This is a genomic window from Castellaniella sp., from assembly GCF_034675905.1.
Taxonomy (GTDB): domain Bacteria; phylum Pseudomonadota; class Gammaproteobacteria; order Burkholderiales; family Burkholderiaceae_B; genus Castellaniella.
This window is the reverse complement of record NZ_JAUCCV010000010.1, coordinates 666,482-683,201: the sequence shown is the minus strand read 5'-3', so window position 1 is coordinate 683,201 and position 16,720 is coordinate 666,482. Positions and strand designations below refer to the sequence as shown.

Annotated in this window: 23 protein-coding genes; 18 read left to right on the top strand and 5 right to left on the bottom strand. The window is 61.4% G+C overall.

The window, feature by feature from the left end; all coding sequences use genetic code 11:
- Positions 1–3 precede the first annotated feature (3 nt).
- The 5 genes from rplP to VDP79_RS13435 all read left to right on the top strand — a co-directional run bounded on the left by rplP (position 4) and on the right by VDP79_RS13435 (position 3,421).
- Positions 4–420 carry a 50S ribosomal protein L16 gene (rplP, locus tag VDP79_RS13455; RefSeq protein WP_323018682.1) on the top strand — a complete coding sequence of 139 codons (417 nt, stop codon included), beginning with the start codon at positions 4–6 and terminating at the stop codon, positions 418–420.
- 8 nt (positions 421–428) lie between these two features.
- The gene (gene rpmC / locus VDP79_RS13450) at positions 429–620 is read left to right on the top strand and encodes a 50S ribosomal protein L29 (RefSeq protein WP_066454649.1); all 192 of its coding nucleotides are present in this window, start codon (positions 429–431) and stop codon (positions 618–620) included.
- Position 621: 1 nt separating this feature from the next.
- Entirely contained in the window at positions 622–903 is a 282-nt protein-coding gene (gene rpsQ, locus VDP79_RS13445; RefSeq protein WP_323018681.1) for a 30S ribosomal protein S17, read from the top strand.
- Between the two features lie 208 nt (positions 904–1,111).
- A complete protein-coding gene (gene ggt, locus VDP79_RS13440; RefSeq protein WP_323018680.1) occupies positions 1,112–2,890 on the top strand; it encodes a gamma-glutamyltransferase in 1,779 nt (592 codons plus the stop codon).
- A gap of 120 nt (positions 2,891–3,010) precedes the next feature.
- A complete protein-coding gene (locus VDP79_RS13435) occupies positions 3,011–3,421 on the top strand; it encodes a ribonucleotide reductase subunit alpha (RefSeq protein ID WP_323018679.1) in 411 nt (136 codons plus the stop codon).
- Between the two features lie 15 nt (positions 3,422–3,436).
- Here the strand turns inward: VDP79_RS13435 and VDP79_RS13430 are convergent, their stop codons facing one another.
- The 5 genes from VDP79_RS13430 to VDP79_RS13410 all read right to left on the bottom strand — a co-directional run bounded on the left by VDP79_RS13430 (position 3,437) and on the right by VDP79_RS13410 (position 8,693).
- Entirely contained in the window at positions 3,437–5,122 is a 1,686-nt protein-coding gene (locus tag VDP79_RS13430; RefSeq protein WP_323018678.1) for an AMP-binding protein, read from the bottom strand.
- 31 nt (positions 5,123–5,153) lie between these two features.
- A complete protein-coding gene (locus tag VDP79_RS13425; RefSeq protein WP_323018677.1) occupies positions 5,154–5,792 on the bottom strand; it encodes a chalcone isomerase family protein in 639 nt (212 codons plus the stop codon).
- Entirely contained in the window at positions 5,789–6,316 is a 528-nt protein-coding gene (locus tag VDP79_RS13420; RefSeq protein ID WP_323018676.1) for a DUF4442 domain-containing protein, read from the bottom strand. Before VDP79_RS13420 ends, VDP79_RS13425 begins: the two co-directional genes overlap by 4 nt.
- Positions 6,317–6,380: 64 nt before the next feature.
- Entirely contained in the window at positions 6,381–7,724 is a 1,344-nt protein-coding gene (locus VDP79_RS13415) for an OmpP1/FadL family transporter (RefSeq protein WP_416233117.1), read from the bottom strand.
- Between the two features lie 219 nt (positions 7,725–7,943).
- Positions 7,944–8,693: a TetR/AcrR family transcriptional regulator gene (locus tag VDP79_RS13410; RefSeq protein WP_323018675.1), complete on the bottom strand. Its 750-nt coding sequence runs from the start codon at positions 8,691–8,693 to the stop codon at positions 7,944–7,946.
- 170 nt (positions 8,694–8,863) lie between these two features.
- Between VDP79_RS13410 and VDP79_RS13405 the strand changes: the two genes are divergently transcribed.
- The 13 genes from VDP79_RS13405 (at position 8,864) to infA (ending at position 16,697) form a co-directional block, all read left to right on the top strand.
- The gene (locus VDP79_RS13405) at positions 8,864–10,759 is read left to right on the top strand and encodes an EAL domain-containing protein (protein ID WP_323018674.1); all 1,896 of its coding nucleotides are present in this window, start codon (positions 8,864–8,866) and stop codon (positions 10,757–10,759) included.
- 299 nt (positions 10,760–11,058) lie between these two features.
- Complete coding sequence (rplN, locus tag VDP79_RS13400) at positions 11,059–11,427, top strand: 50S ribosomal protein L14 (RefSeq protein ID WP_153231433.1); 369 nt, start codon at positions 11,059–11,061, stop codon at positions 11,425–11,427.
- 10 nt (positions 11,428–11,437) lie between these two features.
- A complete protein-coding gene (gene rplX, locus VDP79_RS13395; RefSeq protein WP_323018673.1) occupies positions 11,438–11,758 on the top strand; it encodes a 50S ribosomal protein L24 in 321 nt (106 codons plus the stop codon).
- 12 nt (positions 11,759–11,770) lie between these two features.
- Positions 11,771–12,310, top strand: a complete 540-nt coding sequence (rplE, locus tag VDP79_RS13390) for a 50S ribosomal protein L5 (protein ID WP_323018672.1) — start codon at positions 11,771–11,773, stop codon at positions 12,308–12,310.
- Between the two features lie 9 nt (positions 12,311–12,319).
- The gene (rpsN, locus tag VDP79_RS13385; protein ID WP_323018671.1) at positions 12,320–12,625 is read left to right on the top strand and encodes a 30S ribosomal protein S14; all 306 of its coding nucleotides are present in this window, start codon (positions 12,320–12,322) and stop codon (positions 12,623–12,625) included.
- An 11-nt stretch (positions 12,626–12,636) separates the two neighbouring features.
- Positions 12,637–13,032 carry a 30S ribosomal protein S8 gene (rpsH, locus tag VDP79_RS13380; protein WP_323018670.1) on the top strand — a complete coding sequence of 132 codons (396 nt, stop codon included), beginning with the start codon at positions 12,637–12,639 and terminating at the stop codon, positions 13,030–13,032.
- Between the two features lie 13 nt (positions 13,033–13,045).
- Positions 13,046–13,579, top strand: a complete 534-nt coding sequence (gene rplF, locus VDP79_RS13375; RefSeq protein WP_323018669.1) for a 50S ribosomal protein L6 — start codon at positions 13,046–13,048, stop codon at positions 13,577–13,579.
- A 21-nt stretch (positions 13,580–13,600) separates the two neighbouring features.
- On the top strand, positions 13,601–13,966 hold the full coding sequence (gene rplR / locus VDP79_RS13370) for a 50S ribosomal protein L18 (protein WP_323018668.1): 366 nt from the start codon (positions 13,601–13,603) through the stop codon (positions 13,964–13,966).
- Positions 13,967–13,975: 9 nt separating this feature from the next.
- Positions 13,976–14,497, top strand: coding sequence for a 30S ribosomal protein S5 (gene rpsE / locus VDP79_RS13365; protein ID WP_323018667.1), 522 nt, complete (start codon positions 13,976–13,978; stop codon positions 14,495–14,497).
- A gap of 3 nt (positions 14,498–14,500) precedes the next feature.
- Entirely contained in the window at positions 14,501–14,686 is a 186-nt protein-coding gene (gene rpmD, locus VDP79_RS13360) for a 50S ribosomal protein L30 (protein WP_066454712.1), read from the top strand.
- Between the two features lie 14 nt (positions 14,687–14,700).
- Complete coding sequence (gene rplO, locus VDP79_RS13355) at positions 14,701–15,141, top strand: 50S ribosomal protein L15 (RefSeq protein WP_323018666.1); 441 nt, start codon at positions 14,701–14,703, stop codon at positions 15,139–15,141.
- 9 nt (positions 15,142–15,150) lie between these two features.
- A complete protein-coding gene (secY, locus tag VDP79_RS13350) occupies positions 15,151–16,473 on the top strand; it encodes a preprotein translocase subunit SecY (protein ID WP_323018665.1) in 1,323 nt (440 codons plus the stop codon).
- A gap of 5 nt (positions 16,474–16,478) precedes the next feature.
- A complete protein-coding gene (gene infA / locus VDP79_RS13345; RefSeq protein WP_298014710.1) occupies positions 16,479–16,697 on the top strand; it encodes a translation initiation factor IF-1 in 219 nt (72 codons plus the stop codon).
- Positions 16,698–16,720 lie beyond the last annotated feature (23 nt).

Below are 16,720 nucleotides of genomic sequence, written 5' to 3'. Positions count from 1 at the left end.
ACCATGCTGTCACCCTCTCGCAGGAAATACCGCAAAGAGCAGAAAGGCCGCAACACCGGCCTGGCGACGCGCGGCACCAATGTGTCTTTTGGTGAATTCGGCTTGAAGGCTACGGATCGGGGCCGTCTGACGGCTCGCCAGATCGAGGCCGCTCGTCGTGCCATCAACCGCCACATCAAGCGCGGCGGCCGTATCTGGATCCGGATCTTCCCGGACAAGCCCATTTCCCAAAAGCCCGCCGAAGTCCGGATGGGTAAAGGGAAGGGCAACCCGGAATTCTGGGTCGCTGAAATTCAACCCGGCAAGGTGCTGTACGAAATGGAAGGCGTGACCGAAGAAGTCGCACGCGAAGCATTCCGTCTGGCCGCCGCCAAGCTGCCCCTGCGCACGACCTTCGTGTCGCGTCGCGTGGGCGCCTAGGAGTCAATATGAAAGCCAGTGAACTGCGCGAAAAAGACGCCGCCGGGCTCCAGACCGAGCTCGAGAGCCTGCTGAAGGCACACTTCAACCTGCGTATGCAGCGTGCCACTCAGCAGCTTTCCAACACCAGTCAGTTGGGCAAAGTGCGCCGCGATATCGCGCGCATCCGCACCATCATGACTGAGAACGCAGGAAAGTAACATGACAACCGAAACCCAAAAAGACACCGTCAAGCGTCAGCGTGCGCTGGTCGGCAAGGTCGTCAGCAACAAGATGGACAAGACGGTCGTCGTCAGCGTCCAGACCCGCGTGAAGCACCCCGTGCTGGGTAAATTCGTCAACCGCACTGCCAAATACAAGGCGCACGACGAGTCCAACCAGTACAACGAGGGCGATATCGTGGAAATCGCCGAGGGCCGCCCCATCTCCAAGTCCAAGTCCTGGACGGTGGTGCGCCTGCTCGAGGCCGTGCGCGTCATCTGATGATGCGGATGGCGCCCGGTAACGGGCGCCGTCGCCGATACCGCAGACCCGCTGCGGACCAAACCCCGCCTTGTGCGGGGTTTGTGCTTTCCGGGCCATCCAGACAGAGTCTGCGGTGAATCGTAAGCATCGGTTAACCCGGGGGGACGGACAAGGATGAGCATGGTAGCGTGATGGGCCGGGAGAACAGCCAGAGAGAGGCTTTGCCATGACGTATCACCGATCAGTCCTATCCGTTTTGTTTACGTTGCTGTTGGCGGCCTGTGCCGCCCCGCAGCAGCCGGACACCGCTGCACGACAGAGCGTGGCGCCGGCCACCACGGCGGCGGCGACCGCTGCCGCAGCGGCATACGATGCCGGCCTGGATATTTTTCACCCCATCGAGTTGCGTCGCGGCATGGTGGTATCCGAACAGGCGCTGGCCAGCCAGGCCGGGCTGGCCATGCTGAAGGCCGGTGGCAATGCCGTCGATGCCGCCGTGGCGGTGGGTTTCACCTTGGCGGTTGCGCTGCCCAATGCCGGCAATCTGGGCGGCGGCGGTTTCATGATGGTGCACACGGCAGATGGCCGGGATATCGCCTTGGATTTTCGCGAGATGGCGCCCAGCGGGGCGTCGCGCGATATGTATCTGGATGCCCAGGGCAAAGTAGTCAATGGCCGCTCTTTGTTCACGCATCTGGCGGTGGGGGTGCCGGGCAGTGTCGCCGGTCTGACCCATGCCCAGCAAAAGTGGGGAAAGCTGAGTCTGGCACAGGTCATGGCGCCGGCCATCCGCCTGGCGGAACACGGCTATCCGGTCAGCCTGACACTGGCGGAAACGCTGGCCAAAACGGCCAAGACCATGGGGCAGTGGCCAGCCACCCGTGCCATCTTCTGGCGTAATGGCAAGCCCCTGCAGGCGGGCGACCTGCTGGTGCAGAAAGACCTGGCGCATTCCCTGCGGCTGATTGCCCGCCAGGGCGCGGATGCTTTTTATCGCGGGCCTATCGGGCAGAAAATCGCTGCCGACATGGCGCGGCACGGCGGTTTGATGTCCGCACAGGATCTGGCGCAGTATCGGGTCGTCGAGCGCGCCCCGATCGTGGGCGACTACCGTGGCTATCGCGTCGTGACGATGCCGCCTCCCAGTTCCGGCGGCATCCATCTGGTGCAGATCCTGAACATGATGGAAGGCTGGCCGATCGGTGACTGGGGCGCCGGCAGCGCACAGACCATCCAACACATGGCCGAGGCCATGAAACTGGCCTATGCCGACCGCTCCGAATATCTGGGGGATACCGATTTCGTCACGGTGCCGGTTGCAGGTTTGATCTCCAAGGCCTATGCCCGCCAGCTGGCGGCGACGGTCGATGCCACGCGGGCGCGGCCATCGAACGAAATCCGGCCAGGCAAGCCGCAGCCTTACGAAAGCGACCAGACCACGCACTTTTCCACCGTGGATGCGGACGGCAACGCCGTGGCCGTGACCTACACCCTGAACACGAATTTCGGCAGCGGTATCGTAGCGGCCGGCACCGGCATTCTGCTCAACAATGAAATGGACGACTTTTCCGCCAAGCCCGGGGTGGCCAACGTCTACGGCCTGATCGGCGGCGAGGCCAATGCGGTGCAGGCGGGCAAGCGGCCCCTGTCGTCCATGACGCCCACCCTGGTGATGAAAGACGGCCGCCCCTGGCTGGTGACCGGCAGCCCCGGCGGGTCGCGCATCATCACGACAGTGCTGGAAACCGTCGTGGATACCATCGACTTTCAGATGAACCCGGCCGAAGCCGCCGCGACGCCGCGCTTTCACCATCAGTGGTGGCCGGATCAGCTGCGGGTGGAAAAAGGCTTAAGCCCGGATACCCTGGCGCTGCTGCGCAGCTACGGCCAGCACATCGCCGTCATGCCCACGATGGGCAAGACGCAGACCATACAGATCCGCGACGGGGTGATGTATGGCGCCGCCGATCCGCGTAACCCGGATGGCGCTGCGCTGGGCTGGTAGTTCTGGCAGGTACTGATTTTTATCAAGAGAGCAGGCCGCCGCCAAGGTGTCCGGTACACGGCGGGGGTCTGATCTTGTAGGATAGGGCCTGTTTGATCCTATCGCCTTGGCGCACCCATTATGGACATCACCTGTTTCGACGATCTTTTACAGGCCGCCCGTCTGCAAACCGAACCGCAGCGCCTGTTGTTTGTCTTTGCCGCCAGCGGCGTGCCCGATGATGCCACCCCGGCGCAAAAGGCCAGCCATGCGCGGGGCGAGGGCGGCGAACTGACCCCTTTGTTGTGTGTGGACAAGACGCCGGCCGAGCTGACGGACTTTGCCGCCCTGGCGCAGGAGTCCCGCCAGACCGGACAGGACTGGCAGGTGATGTTTGTCGCCGCCATGGCGGATCAATCCGCCTACCTGCCCGACAACAAGGACGTGGATCAAGCGTTTCAGCGCATGACGCAGATGATCAAGTACGGCACGGTGGGCTCTCTGCTGGCCTTTGATCGCGCCGGCGACCCCTTGGTCTTCGGGGCCGCCTGATCCGCTCAGGGCCGTTCAGGCCTTCAGGGCAGGATCCTGCTTGCGCAGTTCCTTGCGCAGGATCTTGCCCACGTTGCTGCGCGGCAGGTCGTCGCGGAACTCCACGAACTTGGGTACTTTGTAGCCGGTCAGCAATTTGCGGCAATGGGCGATGACGTCGGCTTCCGTCAGGGCGGGGTCTTTGCGGATCACGTACAGCTTGACGACCTCGCCCGACGGCCCGTTGGGTACGCCGATGGCGGCAGCTTCCAGGATGCCGGGGTGTTCGATGGCGGCGGCCTCGACTTCGTTGGGGTAGACGTTGAAGCCGGACACCAGAATCATGTCTTTTTTGCGATCCAGCAAAAAGACATAGCCCTTGTCGTTCATGTAGCCGATATCGCCGGTCAGCAGCCAGCCGTCGCCGTCAAAGACTTTGGCGGTTTCCTCGGGGCGGTTCCAGTAGCCGGAGGTGACCTGAGGACCCTTGACGCAGATCTCGCCGGGTTCGCCGATCGCCATGCTGCGGTTGTCGGTGCGCACCGCCACCAGGGTAGAGGGCACCGGCAAGCCGATGGACCCATTGAAGTCGACCTTGTCCAGGGGATTGATGGTGACGGCCGGTGAGGTTTCCGTCAGCCCGTAGGCCTGGGCGATGGGTTTGCCGGTGGCTTTCAGCCAGCGTTCCGCGATGGCTTCCTGGACCGCCATGCCGCCGCCCAGAGTGGTGTGCAGACTGCTGAAATCCAGCTTGGCGAAATCAGCGTTGTTCAGCAAGGCATTGAACAGGGTGTTCACGCCCGTCAGCGCCGTGAATTTCACGGTGCCCAGTTCTTTGACGAACCCCGGAATATCGCGCGGATTGACGATCAGCAGGTTGCTGGCGCCCAGCTTCATGAAGGTCAGGCAGTTCGCCGTCAGGGCGAAGATATGATAGAGCGGCAGGGCCGTCACTACGCATTCGCGTTCGCCCTGGCAAAAGGGTTTCACCCAGCCGTAGGCCTGGCAGACATTGGAGACCAGATTGCCGTGGCTGAGCATGGCGCCTTTGGCCACGCCGGTCGTGCCGCCGGTGTACTGCAGGGCGGCCAGATCGTCGTGCGTCAGCGTAGGGCGCTGATAGGCGGATCGGGCGCCGGTCGCCAGCGCCTGGTGCAGGCGCAGGGCGCCTGGGATACGCCAGGCGGGCACCAGCTTTTTGACGTGACGCACGACCAGATCGGTGATCGGGCCTTTGGGGAAGCCCAACATTTCGCCCAGCGACGTCACGACGACCCGCTTGACGTTCGTGTTCGGCATGGCCATGGCCTGCTGCAGAGTGCTGGCGAAATTTTCGGCGACGACGACGGTGGTCGCCCCGGAGTCGCTCAGCTGATGGTGCAGTTCGTGGGCGGTGTACAGCGGGTTGGTATTGACCACGACGGCGCCTGCCATCAGCGTGCCGAACAGGCAGATGGGGTATTGCAGCAGGTTGGGCATCATCAAGGCGACCCGGTCGCCTTTTTCCACCCCCTGGGATTGCAGCCAGGCCGCGAAGGCCTGCGCCTTTTCGTAGGTCTGGGTATAGCTCATGGATACGCCCATGCTGATGTACGCCGTGTTGTGGGCGTACTGCCGGCAGCTTTCCTCGAACAGATCGGCCAGCGACCCGTATGCAGCCGCCTGATCGGTGATGTCAGCCGGCACCCCTTTGGGGTAATGTTCCAGCCAGATGCGTTCCATGATGCGTTTCCTTATTGCGATTGCAAAAAAATCAATTGGCGGCGGATTTTTGGCCCAGCAATGCCTGCTTCAGGGATTCCTGAGCCGGAACCGGCCCCAGCCAGACCTTCAGGAGCGCTGTGGCGAAGCGCGGATCGGAGACCTCGCCCAATGCCTTGCCCTTGAATGATACCGAGACCTTGCCCTGCTGGAAATCGATCCTCACCTGATCGCCGGATGCGCCTTCCCCCCCGGTCGCCATGAAGGTCTCGAAATGCTTGATCGTATCGGCCATGGCGGCCAGCTCCGCCTCGCTATTATTGGCTTTCAGCCCTTCGTTCAGCGCATCGGTCAGCGCCTTGCTGTTGATGTCGCGCAAGAGCGTCAACTGCAGCATCTGCGGTTCCTGGCTGTCCAGAATGGCTTGCACATCGGTGGTGGGCTGGGCGCGGTACAGGGCAGCCACGTAGACATGAAAGACGAAACGCTGGCGCAATCCCGCGCCATTGAGCGCCAGGGTCTGCCCGGCGACGGTCTGCTGTTCAGGGACGTCCACGGTAGCAATCGTCACGGCCTGCGCCGCCGGCATCATGGTCAGGCCCGCAGCGACCAGAACCATGGCCGCCAGGCTGGCCCGGAACAGGGGGGCGGCGCTGCGGGCCGCCTGCGTTTGGGTGAAAAACGTCTTCATGCGTGGTCTCCTGCTGCGTCGGAGCGCAGCTTGTGATGTTTGTACCAGGCCTTGTCAGCCAGATAGATGGTGCGTTGCACCTCGGTATGCACGGCGCCGTCCGGGCCTTTCAGCAGGACAGGATAGGTACGCTCGGTTTCGTGATCGCGGTCCAGCGTGTCGCGGATATCCTGTAGTTCAGCCTCGCTCAGCACGAAATCGGCGGTCAGGGTGCAGAACGCCGGTTTGCGATAGCGGATCGTGGCAGCCTTGTCCCAGATGATGGCGTCCCGCCCCAGGCGCGCCATCAGCATGCCGATATGAACGCCGTCCGTGATGGCGAACAGCGACCCGCCGTACAGCGAACCGACGATGTTGCGGGTGCGTCGGGTCAGCGCCAGCCGCACCCGGATATGCAGCAGGTCCGGGGCGACATACACCACCCGCCCCCCCGTCGCGCGGAAGGCCGGGTGCAGATTGAATCCTGTGCGCATGGCACGCGCCTGCCACCGAAGCGGCAGGCGTGACAACTGGGACAGCTTCATGCAGGCGCCCCGCCTGAACCGTGGGCATGCAGCAGGCGGATTGCCTCGTTCATTGCGCCGCCGATCAGAAGCGGTGCGAGAACTGCACGCCGACCAGGTCGGCGCTGCTCTTGTAGTCGCCCTTCAGGGTGCCGGCGCTCGCTGGGTCGGACGTATTGTTCACCGAGGTGTTCTTCACGAACAGGTGAGCGTAGCCGACGTCGATGCTGGTGTTCTTGCTGAAGTTGTACTGCGCGCCCAGGGATACCCAATAGCGATCGTTATCCGGCAAGGAAGCGGGGCGGAAGGCGTCGTCCTGCACCGGGGATTGATCGTAGGCCACGCCGCCCTTGAAGGTCCAGGTGTCGCTGTGCCGATAGTTCGCCCCCAAAGACACGCGCCAGGCATCCTTGAAGCGCAGATCCAGCTCGGCGTTCGGGATGCCGGTGTTCTTGATCTTCAGGGCCGGGATGCTGCTCCAGCCCGTCCAGGCCACGTCGCCCAGCAGGGTCCAGCGCTCGTTCAGCTGGTGGGCCACGCTGAGGATGGCGGAGTCGGGCAATTCGACCGTGGTTTCAGCATTATGGGTGCCGATGACGCCCATGCCGGTAAGTACGCCGGCGCCCGCTGCGCTAAGGGAACGGTTGCTGACCTTGGTGGTGCCGTCCGCGTCGATCTTCACTTTGGAACGGTAGGACAGGCCAAAGCGGGTGTCCGGCGTGGCCTGCCACATGATGCCGGCATTCCAGCCCCAACCGTCGCCCTTGGCCTTGACGCGAGCTTCCAGGTCGCCGCTCATTCCTGCAACAGGAGCCAGGAATGCGTACTGTGCTTTCCTATAGTCTGCGTCCAGCTGCATCCAGTTCAGGCCCACGCCGATGGACAGGGTATCGGTAGCTTTGAAGGCGACGGACGGATTGATGTTGAGGCTTTCAATCGCGAATTTTTCCGAGTGGTAGCGACCTGCCCAGCCCTTGTCGTATTCAGTCACCAGACCAAAGGGCGCGCCCACGCTCAGGCCCAACCACCAGCGCGGATTTACCTCCCAGGTGAAATGCGCATTGGGCAAGGCGGCCCAGGAGCCTGCATCGCCGCCGTTGGAGCCGCCGACCGGCCCGCCGCCGAACGGGCCCAGGGGGTTGCCGCCGAAAGATGTCGGCTTGGTGCTGCCGCCATCCGAGAATTTGAAACTGGGCTTGATCGCCACTGCGCCGGCGCTGGCGTTCATGCCCGGCAACAGCGTAATGCTGGCGGGGTTGAAAAAGTTGGCGCTGGCGTTTTCGCCGATGACGGCGGAACCGGCATAGGCGTTGCCCAGGCCGCTGGCGTTTTGCTCCAGCAGCTGGAAGCCTGCGCCGTGGGCGGTGCCGATGGCGCCCAGGCCGATGATCAGGGCCGACAGGGTCTTGATCGAGTGTTGCATTGTCATGATGTTGTCTCCAAGGATGGATGGTTGGGCGTACGCCCGTAAAAATTCAGCGCGCAAAGACCCGTGCCGTGCCGCGAGGCATTGCAGTCAGAACTTTTTTTGGTGCGCAAAATCCCCCGTCGCGCCAGCTAGCGCAACGTGAAAGGCACTTCAGGAAAAAACCGGGATCAGTCCGGCGTTAGATGGGGATCATTCATCGTCTGGTTTCATCGAAGCCCCCTAAAGCTGTGAAGAGGTATGGCGTCCGGCCGCCGCCCCCGCGGCGGGGCCGGTCTGCACATGATCCTGTCCGGCCTGCAGGGCGGACAGGGGTGAAGCCTGGGCGGGCAACGGCGCGCGCAGGCCGCCCAGCAAGAAAGCCATCAAGCGGCTGAGCAGCACATCGGCATCCAGGCCCGTGTCGCCGTGCAGGTTCATCACCTGGCTGGAGCTGTCGGCCCCCATGATGGCGTAGGCCGTGGCGCCCAGCATGAAATGAAAGCGCCAGACGATCTCGGCTTCGGGCACGCCCGGCAGCGAGGTCAGCAAGGCCCGTGTGAACCGATGCGCCACGACCGACCGTTCCGCTTCGAACAGGGCGTTGATCGCGCCGCTGGGGTCGGACAGGTTGCAGCTTTGCAGCGGCATGAAGGCGCGGCGTTCGGCTCCCGCGCTACAGGCATGGCGCACCAGCGGGCCGAAGTAGGCCTCGACGATGACGGACGGTTTCAGCGGCTGGCCGGCGGCCTGGGCTTCCCGGGCGTCCAGGATGCGCAGACGTTCGTCGTTCAGGGCATCCAGGCGGCGTTGGAAAACAGCCTCGATCAGGGCGTCTTTCGAGCCGAAGTGATAATTGACGGCGGACAGGTTTACCTCTGCGGCCTTGGTGATCTGGCGCATGGAGGTTTTGTCGTGCCCTTGCTCGGCGAACAGATGTTCGGCAGCATCGAGAATGGCATCGCGGGTGAGGGTCGCTCTGGAAATGGTCATGTGTATTTCAAACGTTTGTTTTAAAACTATACACAAGCCGCCCGGGAACGGTATCCGTGTTACCCCTTAGATACCTGTCAATATATCGGAGCGAGCTGTGCGCTTCTTGGGGTTTTGCAGCGCAAAGGATACACTTTCAGGATTCGTGACAAGTAGATAAAGGACACGTGATGGCATCCGTGCGACAGCTGCTGGTGATTTCAACGCTGGTGATCGCGTGCATCCTGATCGGCATGCTGGCGATCGGTACGCAGTTGATGGATAGACAGCTGGACAGCCAGCTGCAAAACGACGGCGAAAACGCCGCCGCTACCTTGGCGTTGCTGGTCAGCGCTCAGCCGGATCCGGCGGCGCGGGTGCGCGTCCTGGAAGCCGCTTTTCAGCAGGGGCGGTTTGCGGACCTGTCTTTGCGGGCGGACGGCGACACCGCTGTGTTCCAGGCTCGCCGCCTGACGTCGGCCACCGCCGATGCGCCGGGCTGGTTCGCCGCCTGGGGACACATCCAGCCGCATCAGGCGCAGCGCCAGATCGATGGGGTGGGGCGGCTCAGCTTGGTGCTCGATCCTGCGCCGGCCCGTGATGCCTTGTGGGCGCATGTCACCCAGTGGCTCTGGCTGGCATTGGGGATCGCTGCGTTCTGGGCCTTGTTCCTGGCGGCCTTGTTGTCACGGCTGCGCCGCGTGCTGCAGGATGCCGCAACGGCGGAATCCCCTGAAATCAAGGTCAAGCAGACAGAACCCGTTGAAAACGCCGAATTGCTCGACGAGGTCCGTGAACGGGTCTCGCCCACGATGGACGAGCAGATGGCGCGCATCGAACAGCTGGAAATCGAACTCAACCGGGACCCGGTCACTGGTTTGGCCAACCGCGCCTATTTCCTGAATGAATTGAAACGCGTGCTGCGCGACGATTCGCGCCAGGGTGCGGTCAGCGGCTATGTGCTGTTGGTGCGTCAGCGCGACATGGCGCGGTTGCAAAACCAAAGCGACCGCCAGGAAATCGCCGACTGGCTGCGCTTGCTGGGTGGGCGTCTGACGGAAGTGTTGGCAGATTATCCGCAGACGCATGCTTTGCCGGCCCGCTTGAATGGCGCGGATTTCGCCATCTTGTTTCCGGTGGGTGGCGGCCCCGAGGTCATGCGCCCGATCCAGCGGCTGCATGAATTGTTCGAGACGCTGCGCGTCAAGCTCGACAGCCAGAACCTGTCGCGCTGGGCTTTTGCGCTGACAGACTATACCGTCCAGTGCACGACAAAAGAAGTCCTGACCCGCCTGGATCTGGCCCTGATGTGTGCGGAAAGCGCCGGTCATGCCGAGGTCGAGTTCCTGTCGCATGCCGACCGCGACACCGGTGAACTGCGCATGGGCGAGGCCTCTTGGCGCACCTTGATTTCCCAGGCTCTGGATCATGACCGCCTGGCATTGGATGTGCGCGTTGTGCAATACGAGGGCGACGATATCGCGGATCGCTACGAGGCGTCGCTCAGTCTGCAGGAAGACGACAGCAGCCAGCCCCCGCTGTCAGGCTATCTGTTCATGCCGGCGGCGGCGCGGCTGGGCCTGTCATCGGATTGCGATATGCGGGCCCTGGCGCTGGCCCTGAGCTGGTTGGGCGAGCATCCCGGCATCCTGGTGGTGCGCATGTCGATGTCTTCCATCCTGGACGCCCAGTACCTGGGCGAAGTCCGCAGCGTCTGCGCGTATGCCGACCCCGATCTGTTGCAGCGCGTGGTCGTGGAACTGGATGCCTATGGCCTCAGCCGCCACCTGGAAGCCTTCAAGGCGTTCGCCCAGGGTTTGATTGAAACCGGGATTTCTGTCGGTCTGCGCGGCTTGGACCAACAGCCCGACGCCTTGCGCAAGATCCACGAGATCGATTTCAGCTATGTGAAGCTGGGCGGCTCTTTTGTGCACGAATTGCTGTCCAGCCCCGGTGGCGTGCAGATGATGGTGGCCGTGACGGAAACTGCGATCGGCATGGGCATGCGGGTCTATGTGGATGATGCCGACGACGAGGCGACGCGCCACATGGTGATGGAATACGGGGGCTTGCCCAGGTTGCATTAATGCATCACGACAGCGATTATCTGAAAACCAATTGCTTTCTTTGCCGGTTTCTGTCTATAATTGCTGTCTTGGCCCATCTGCCAGGTGAAATATACCGCAGGACATCGGACAAATACGGTGGCTTGTGATGTTTCACTAGGCTTTGGCCGAGTTGGTAATCTCGTTTATGTGCGAAATCATTTTGCACAAACAGGAATTTCAACCCAGAGCCCACGCGCGGCAAGGTGCGTCGGCTTGACGGGACCAAAACTGGCTGCGATGTCTCTGGGCGTCGTTGTTAAGTTGGAACAGGAAAAATCATGATCCAAATGCAGACCACGCTGGACGTGGCCGACAACACAGGTGCGCGTTCCGTCATGTGCATCAAGGTGTTGGGTGGCTCGAAGCGCCGCTATGCCGCCATTGGCGACGTCATCAAGGTGACCGTCAAGGAAGCCGCACCTCGCGGGCGCGTGAAAAAAGGTGAAATCTACAACGCCGTGGTGGTGCGTACCGCCAAGGGCGTGCGCCGCAAGGACGGTTCCTTGATCCGCTTCGGCGGCAATGCGGCCGTGTTGCTCAATGCAAAACTTGAACCCATCGGCACGCGTATCTTCGGACCGGTCACTCGTGAACTGCGTACCGAAAAGTTCATGAAGATCGTGTCCCTGGCGCCCGAAGTGCTGTAAGGAGCAGATCATGGAAAATATTCGTAAAGGCGACGAAGTCGTCGTGCTGACTGGCCGCGATCGCAGCCGCCGCGGCACCGTGGTAGCTCGCGTCGATGCCGATCACGTGTTGGTCGAAGGCATCAATGTCGTCAAGAAGCACGCCAAGGGCAATCCCATGGCGGGCACGCCCGGCGGCATCATCGACAAGACGCTGCCCATTCACATCTCCAATGTGGCGCTCTTCAACCCTGAAACCGGCAAGGGCGACCGTGTCGGCGTCAAGGTCGTGGACGGGGCCAAGGTCCGCATTTTCCGTTCCAACGGCGCTGTCGTTGGCGCGAAGGCATAAGGGGCGCATCAAATGGCTCGTTTACAAGACTTCTACCGCACCAAGGTCGCTGCCGACCTGCAGGCGAAATTCGGCTATCAGTCGATCATGCAAGTGCCTCGCATTACCAAGATCACCCTGAACATGGGTGTATCCGAGGCCGTTTCTGACAAAAAGATCATTGAAAACGCCGTTGGCGACATGACGAAGATCGCCGGTCAGAAACCCGTCGTCACGAAGACCCGCAAGGCTATCGCCGGCTTCAAGATTCGTGAAGACTACCCGATCGGTTGCATGGTGACGCTGCGTGGTCAGCGCATGTACGAATTTCTGGATCGTCTGATCTCTGTCGCCCTGCCGCGTGTGCGCGACTTTCGTGGTGTGTCGGGCCGTGCTTTTGACGGTCGTGGCAACTACAACATCGGGGTGAAGGAACAGATCATCTTCCCGGAAATCGAATACGACAAGATCGATGCCGTGCGTGGGATGAACATCAGCATCACCACCACCGCAAAGACCGACGAGGAAGCCAAGGCGCTCTTGAGCGCATTCAGCTTCCCCTTCCGCAACTAAGGGGCTGACGTGGCAAAACTTTCCCTCATCAATCGCGATATCAAGCGCGCCAAGCTGGCTGAGAAATTCGCAGCAAAGCGCACTGAACTGAAAGCAATCATTGCTGATCAGTCCAAATCCGACGAAGAACGCTATCAGGCTCGCCTGGCCCTGCAACAACTGCCGCGCAACGCCAACCCCACTCGCCAGCGTAATCGCTGCGTGGTGACGGGGCGTTCTCGCGGCGTGTTCAGCAAGTTCGGGCTGACGCGTCACAAACTGCGTGAAATGGCTATGCGCGGCGAAGTGCCGGGCATGACCAAGGCCAGCTGGTAGGAGAATCACACATGAGCATGAGCGATCCCATCGCCGATATGCTGACCCGCGTGCGTAATGCACAGATGGTCAACAAGACGTCGGTTTCCATGCCCTCCTCTAAGCTGAAAGCCGCTATCGCGGCCGTGCTGAAAGACGAAGGCTACATTGACGATTTCCGCGTGGCGGGCGAACAAGCCAAGCCGCAGCTGGAAATCACCTTGAAATATTATGCCGGTCGCCCGGTGATCGAGCGCATCGACCGCGTCTCGCGTCCTGGCCTGCGCATCTACAAGAGCAGCACCACCATTCCTCAGGTCATGAACGGCCTGGGCGTGGCGATCGTTTCCACCCCGCGTGGCGTGATGACGGACCGCAAGGCCCGCGCCACCGGCGTCGGCGGCGAAGTGCTCTGCTACGTGGCATAAGGGGAAATCTACTATGTCACGTATCGCTAAATATCCCGTCGTACTGCCGAAAGGCGTCGAAGCTTCGATCAGCGCCGGTCAGATCTCCGTCAAGGGCCCCTTGGGTTCCCTGAGCCAGGCATTGGACGGCAGCGTCCGCATCGCCCAGGAAGACGGCCAGCTGACGTTTGTCGCCGCCAATGATTCCCGTCAGGCCAATGCAATGTCCGGCACCATGCGTGCGCTGGTCAACAACATGGTAACCGGGGTCAGTGCAGGTTTTGAGCGTCGTCTGAACCTGGTGGGCGTGGGTTTCCGCGCTCAGGTTCAAGGCGATGTGCTGAAGCTGCAACTGGGCTTCTCGCACGATGTGCTGCACGACATCCCCAACGGGATCAAGATCGAGTGCCCGTCCCAGACTGAAATCTTGGTCAAGGGCTCCGACAAACAGGTCGTCGGTCAGGTGGCTGCCGAAATCCGCGCTTATCGCGAACCCGAACCCTATAAGGGCAAGGGCGTGCGTTATGCGGACGAACGCATCATCCTGAAGGAAACCAAGAAGAAATAAGCACGCAGGCAAGGACGAATCATGGACAAGAAACTCTCCCGTTTGCGTCGTGCTGCGGCTACCCGCCGCAAGATTCACGAACTGCGTGTGCATCGCCTGGCGGTGCACCGTACGAATCTGCACATCTACGCCAACATCATTTCGCCGGAAGGCGATCGTGTGCTCGTCAGCGTTTCCACGCTCGAGCCCGCACTCCGCAAGGAACTCGCCAGCCAGAAGGCCAACGGTGGCAATGCCGCCGCCGCCAGCCTGGTCGGCAAGCTTGTGGCTGAAAAGGCCAAGGCTGCCGGCATCGAGCTCGTCGCTTTCGACCGTTCGGGCTTCCGTTACCATGGCCGCGTCAAGGCGCTGGCCGAAGCCGCGCGTGAAGCCGGCTTGAAGTTCTAAGGGAATCACATGGCTAAAGCACAAGGCAAGCACGCCGCCGAGCAGGAACGCGACGACGGCATGCGCGAAAAGATGATTGCGGTCAACCGCGTCAGCAAGGTCGTCAAAGGTGGTCGTACCATGAGCTTCGCAGCACTGACCGTGGTCGGTGATGGCGATGGCCGCATCGGCATGGGCAAGGGCAAGGCCCGTGAAGTGCCCGTGGCGGTTCAAAAGGCCATGGAACAGGCCCGTCGTGGTCTGCTCAAAGTCTCTTTGAAGAACGGCACGCTGCACCACACTGTGGTGGGCAAGCACGGCGCCTCGACGGTGCTGATCTCGCCGGCAGCCGAAGGTACCGGCGTGATCGCCGGCGGCCCGATGCGCGCGATCTTCGAAGTCATGGGTGTGCGTAACGTCGTGGCCAAAAGCCTCGGCTCCAGCAACCCCTACAACATGGTGCGCGCCACGCTGAATGGTCTGCGCGCGTGCTCCACCCCGTCGGAAATCGCTGCCAAGCGCGGCAAGACCGTCGAAGAAATCCTGGGGTAAGTCATGGCACAGAAGCAAATTAAAGTCACGCTCGTGCGCTCCGTGATCGGCACTCATAAATCCCATCGCGCCACCGTGCGTGGTCTGGGCTTGGGCAAGGTCAACAGCAGCCGCGTCCTGATCGATACTCCCGAGGTGCGTGGGATGATCCGCAAGGTGGATTATCTGGTCACGGTCTCGGAAGCCTGAACAAAGGAATTCAGATGTCCGTCACTCAACTGAATACACTCGCGCCCGCCGAAGGCGCCAAGCGTCCGCGCCGTCGCGTGGGCCGTGGCATCGGCTCCGGCCTGGGCAAGACGGCCGGTCGCGGCCACAAGGGTCAGAAATCCCGTGCTGGTGGTTTCCACAAGGTCGGTTTCGAAGGCGGTCAAATGCCGCTGCAGCGTCGCCTGCCCAAGCGTGGTTTCACCCCGCTGGGTCGTCACCTGAAGGCCGAGATCCGCCTGTCCGACCTGCAAGCGCTGCCCATCGATGATATCGATGTGCAGGTGCTCAAGGCCGCTGGCCTGGTGGGCGAACTGGTGCGTTACGTCAAGGTCATCAAGACCGGCGAGATCAGCCGCAAGGTCGATCTGAAAGGCATCACTGCAACGGCCGGCGCTCGCGCCGCGATCGAGGCCGCCGGCGGTTCGCTGGCGTAAGGGGCAGCAGTGGCGAAAGCTCAGGCACATAAGCCCAGCGCAGGATACGGCGACCTCAAGCGCCGCATTCTGTTCCTCGTGCTGGCTCTGATCGTCTATCGCATGGGGACGCACATCCCCGTGCCGGGAATCAATCCTGATTCCCTGGCTGATCTGTTCCAGCAGAACCAGGGCGGTATCCTGGGGCTGTTCAACATGTTCTCCGGCGGGGCGTTGGAACGGTTCTCCGTTCTGGCCCTGGGGATCATGCCGTACATTTCGGCAGCCATCATCATGCAGCTGCTGGCAGTGGTTGTGCCGACCCTGGAGGCCATCAAAAAAGAAGGCCAGTCCGGGCAACGCAAGATCACGCAGTACACCCGCTACGGCACCGTGTTTCTGGCGCTGTTCCAGGCAGTGGGGATTTCCGTCGCCCTGGAATCGCAGCCGGGTCTGGTCATCGATCCGGGGCTGATGTTCCGCTTCACGACGATCGTGACGCTGGTCACGGGCTCCATGTTCCTGATGTGGCTGGGTGAACAGATTACCGAACGCGGTCTGGGCAACGGCATTTCGCTGCTGATTTTCGCCGGGATCGTCGCCGGACTGCCTGGTGCGCTGGGCGGCATGCTGGATCTGGTCCGTACAGATGCGATGTCGGTGCTGTCGGTGCTGTTCATCCTGGCTCTGGTGGTCGCCGTGACGTATTTCGTGGTGTATGTCGAACGCGGTCAGCGTCGCATCACCGTGAACTATGCAAAACGTCAGGTCGGCAACAAGCTCTATGGCGGCCAGTCTTCGCACCTGCCGCTGAAGCTGAACATGTCCGGGGTGATTCCGCCGATCTTTGCATCGTCCATCATCCTGCTGCCGGCCACGGTGACCAGCTGGTTCTCCAGCAACCCGAACATGCGCTGGCTGGGTGATCTGGCTGCTGCTTTGTCGCCGCGCCAGCCGCTGTATGTGACCTTGTATTCCGGTCTGATTATTTTCTTCTGCTTTTTCTATACGGCCTTGGTGTTCAATAGCCGCGAAACAGCAGACAACCTGAAGAAAAGCGGTGCGTTTGTGCCTGGTATCCGGCCTGGCGAACAGACTGCCCGCTATATCGACAAGATCCTGATGCGTCTGACGCTGTCGGGGGCCATCTATGTCACTTTGGTCTGTCTGTTGCCCGAATTGATGCAGATGCGCTGGAATGTACCGTTCTATTTCGGCGGTACCTCGCTACTGATTATTGTCGTCGTCGCCATGGACTTCATGGCTCAGGCTCAGGCCTATGTAATGTCCCAACAGTATGATTCGTTGCTCCGGAAGGCGAACTTCAAGGGCGCGGGTCTTCCGATGCGCTAACAATCATGTCCAAGGACGACGTCATTCAGATGCAAGGGGAGGTCGTGGAAAACCTTCCTAACGCAACGTTTCGTGTCAAGCTGGAAAACGGTCACATGGTGCTGGGCCATATTTCAGGCAAGATGCGTATGCACTACATCCGGATCCTTCCGGGTGACAAGGTCACAGTGGAGCTCACGCCCTATGACCTGTCGCGCGCCAGGATAGTTTTCCGCTCCAAATAGGCGGCCGGTCAAAAACCAGGAGA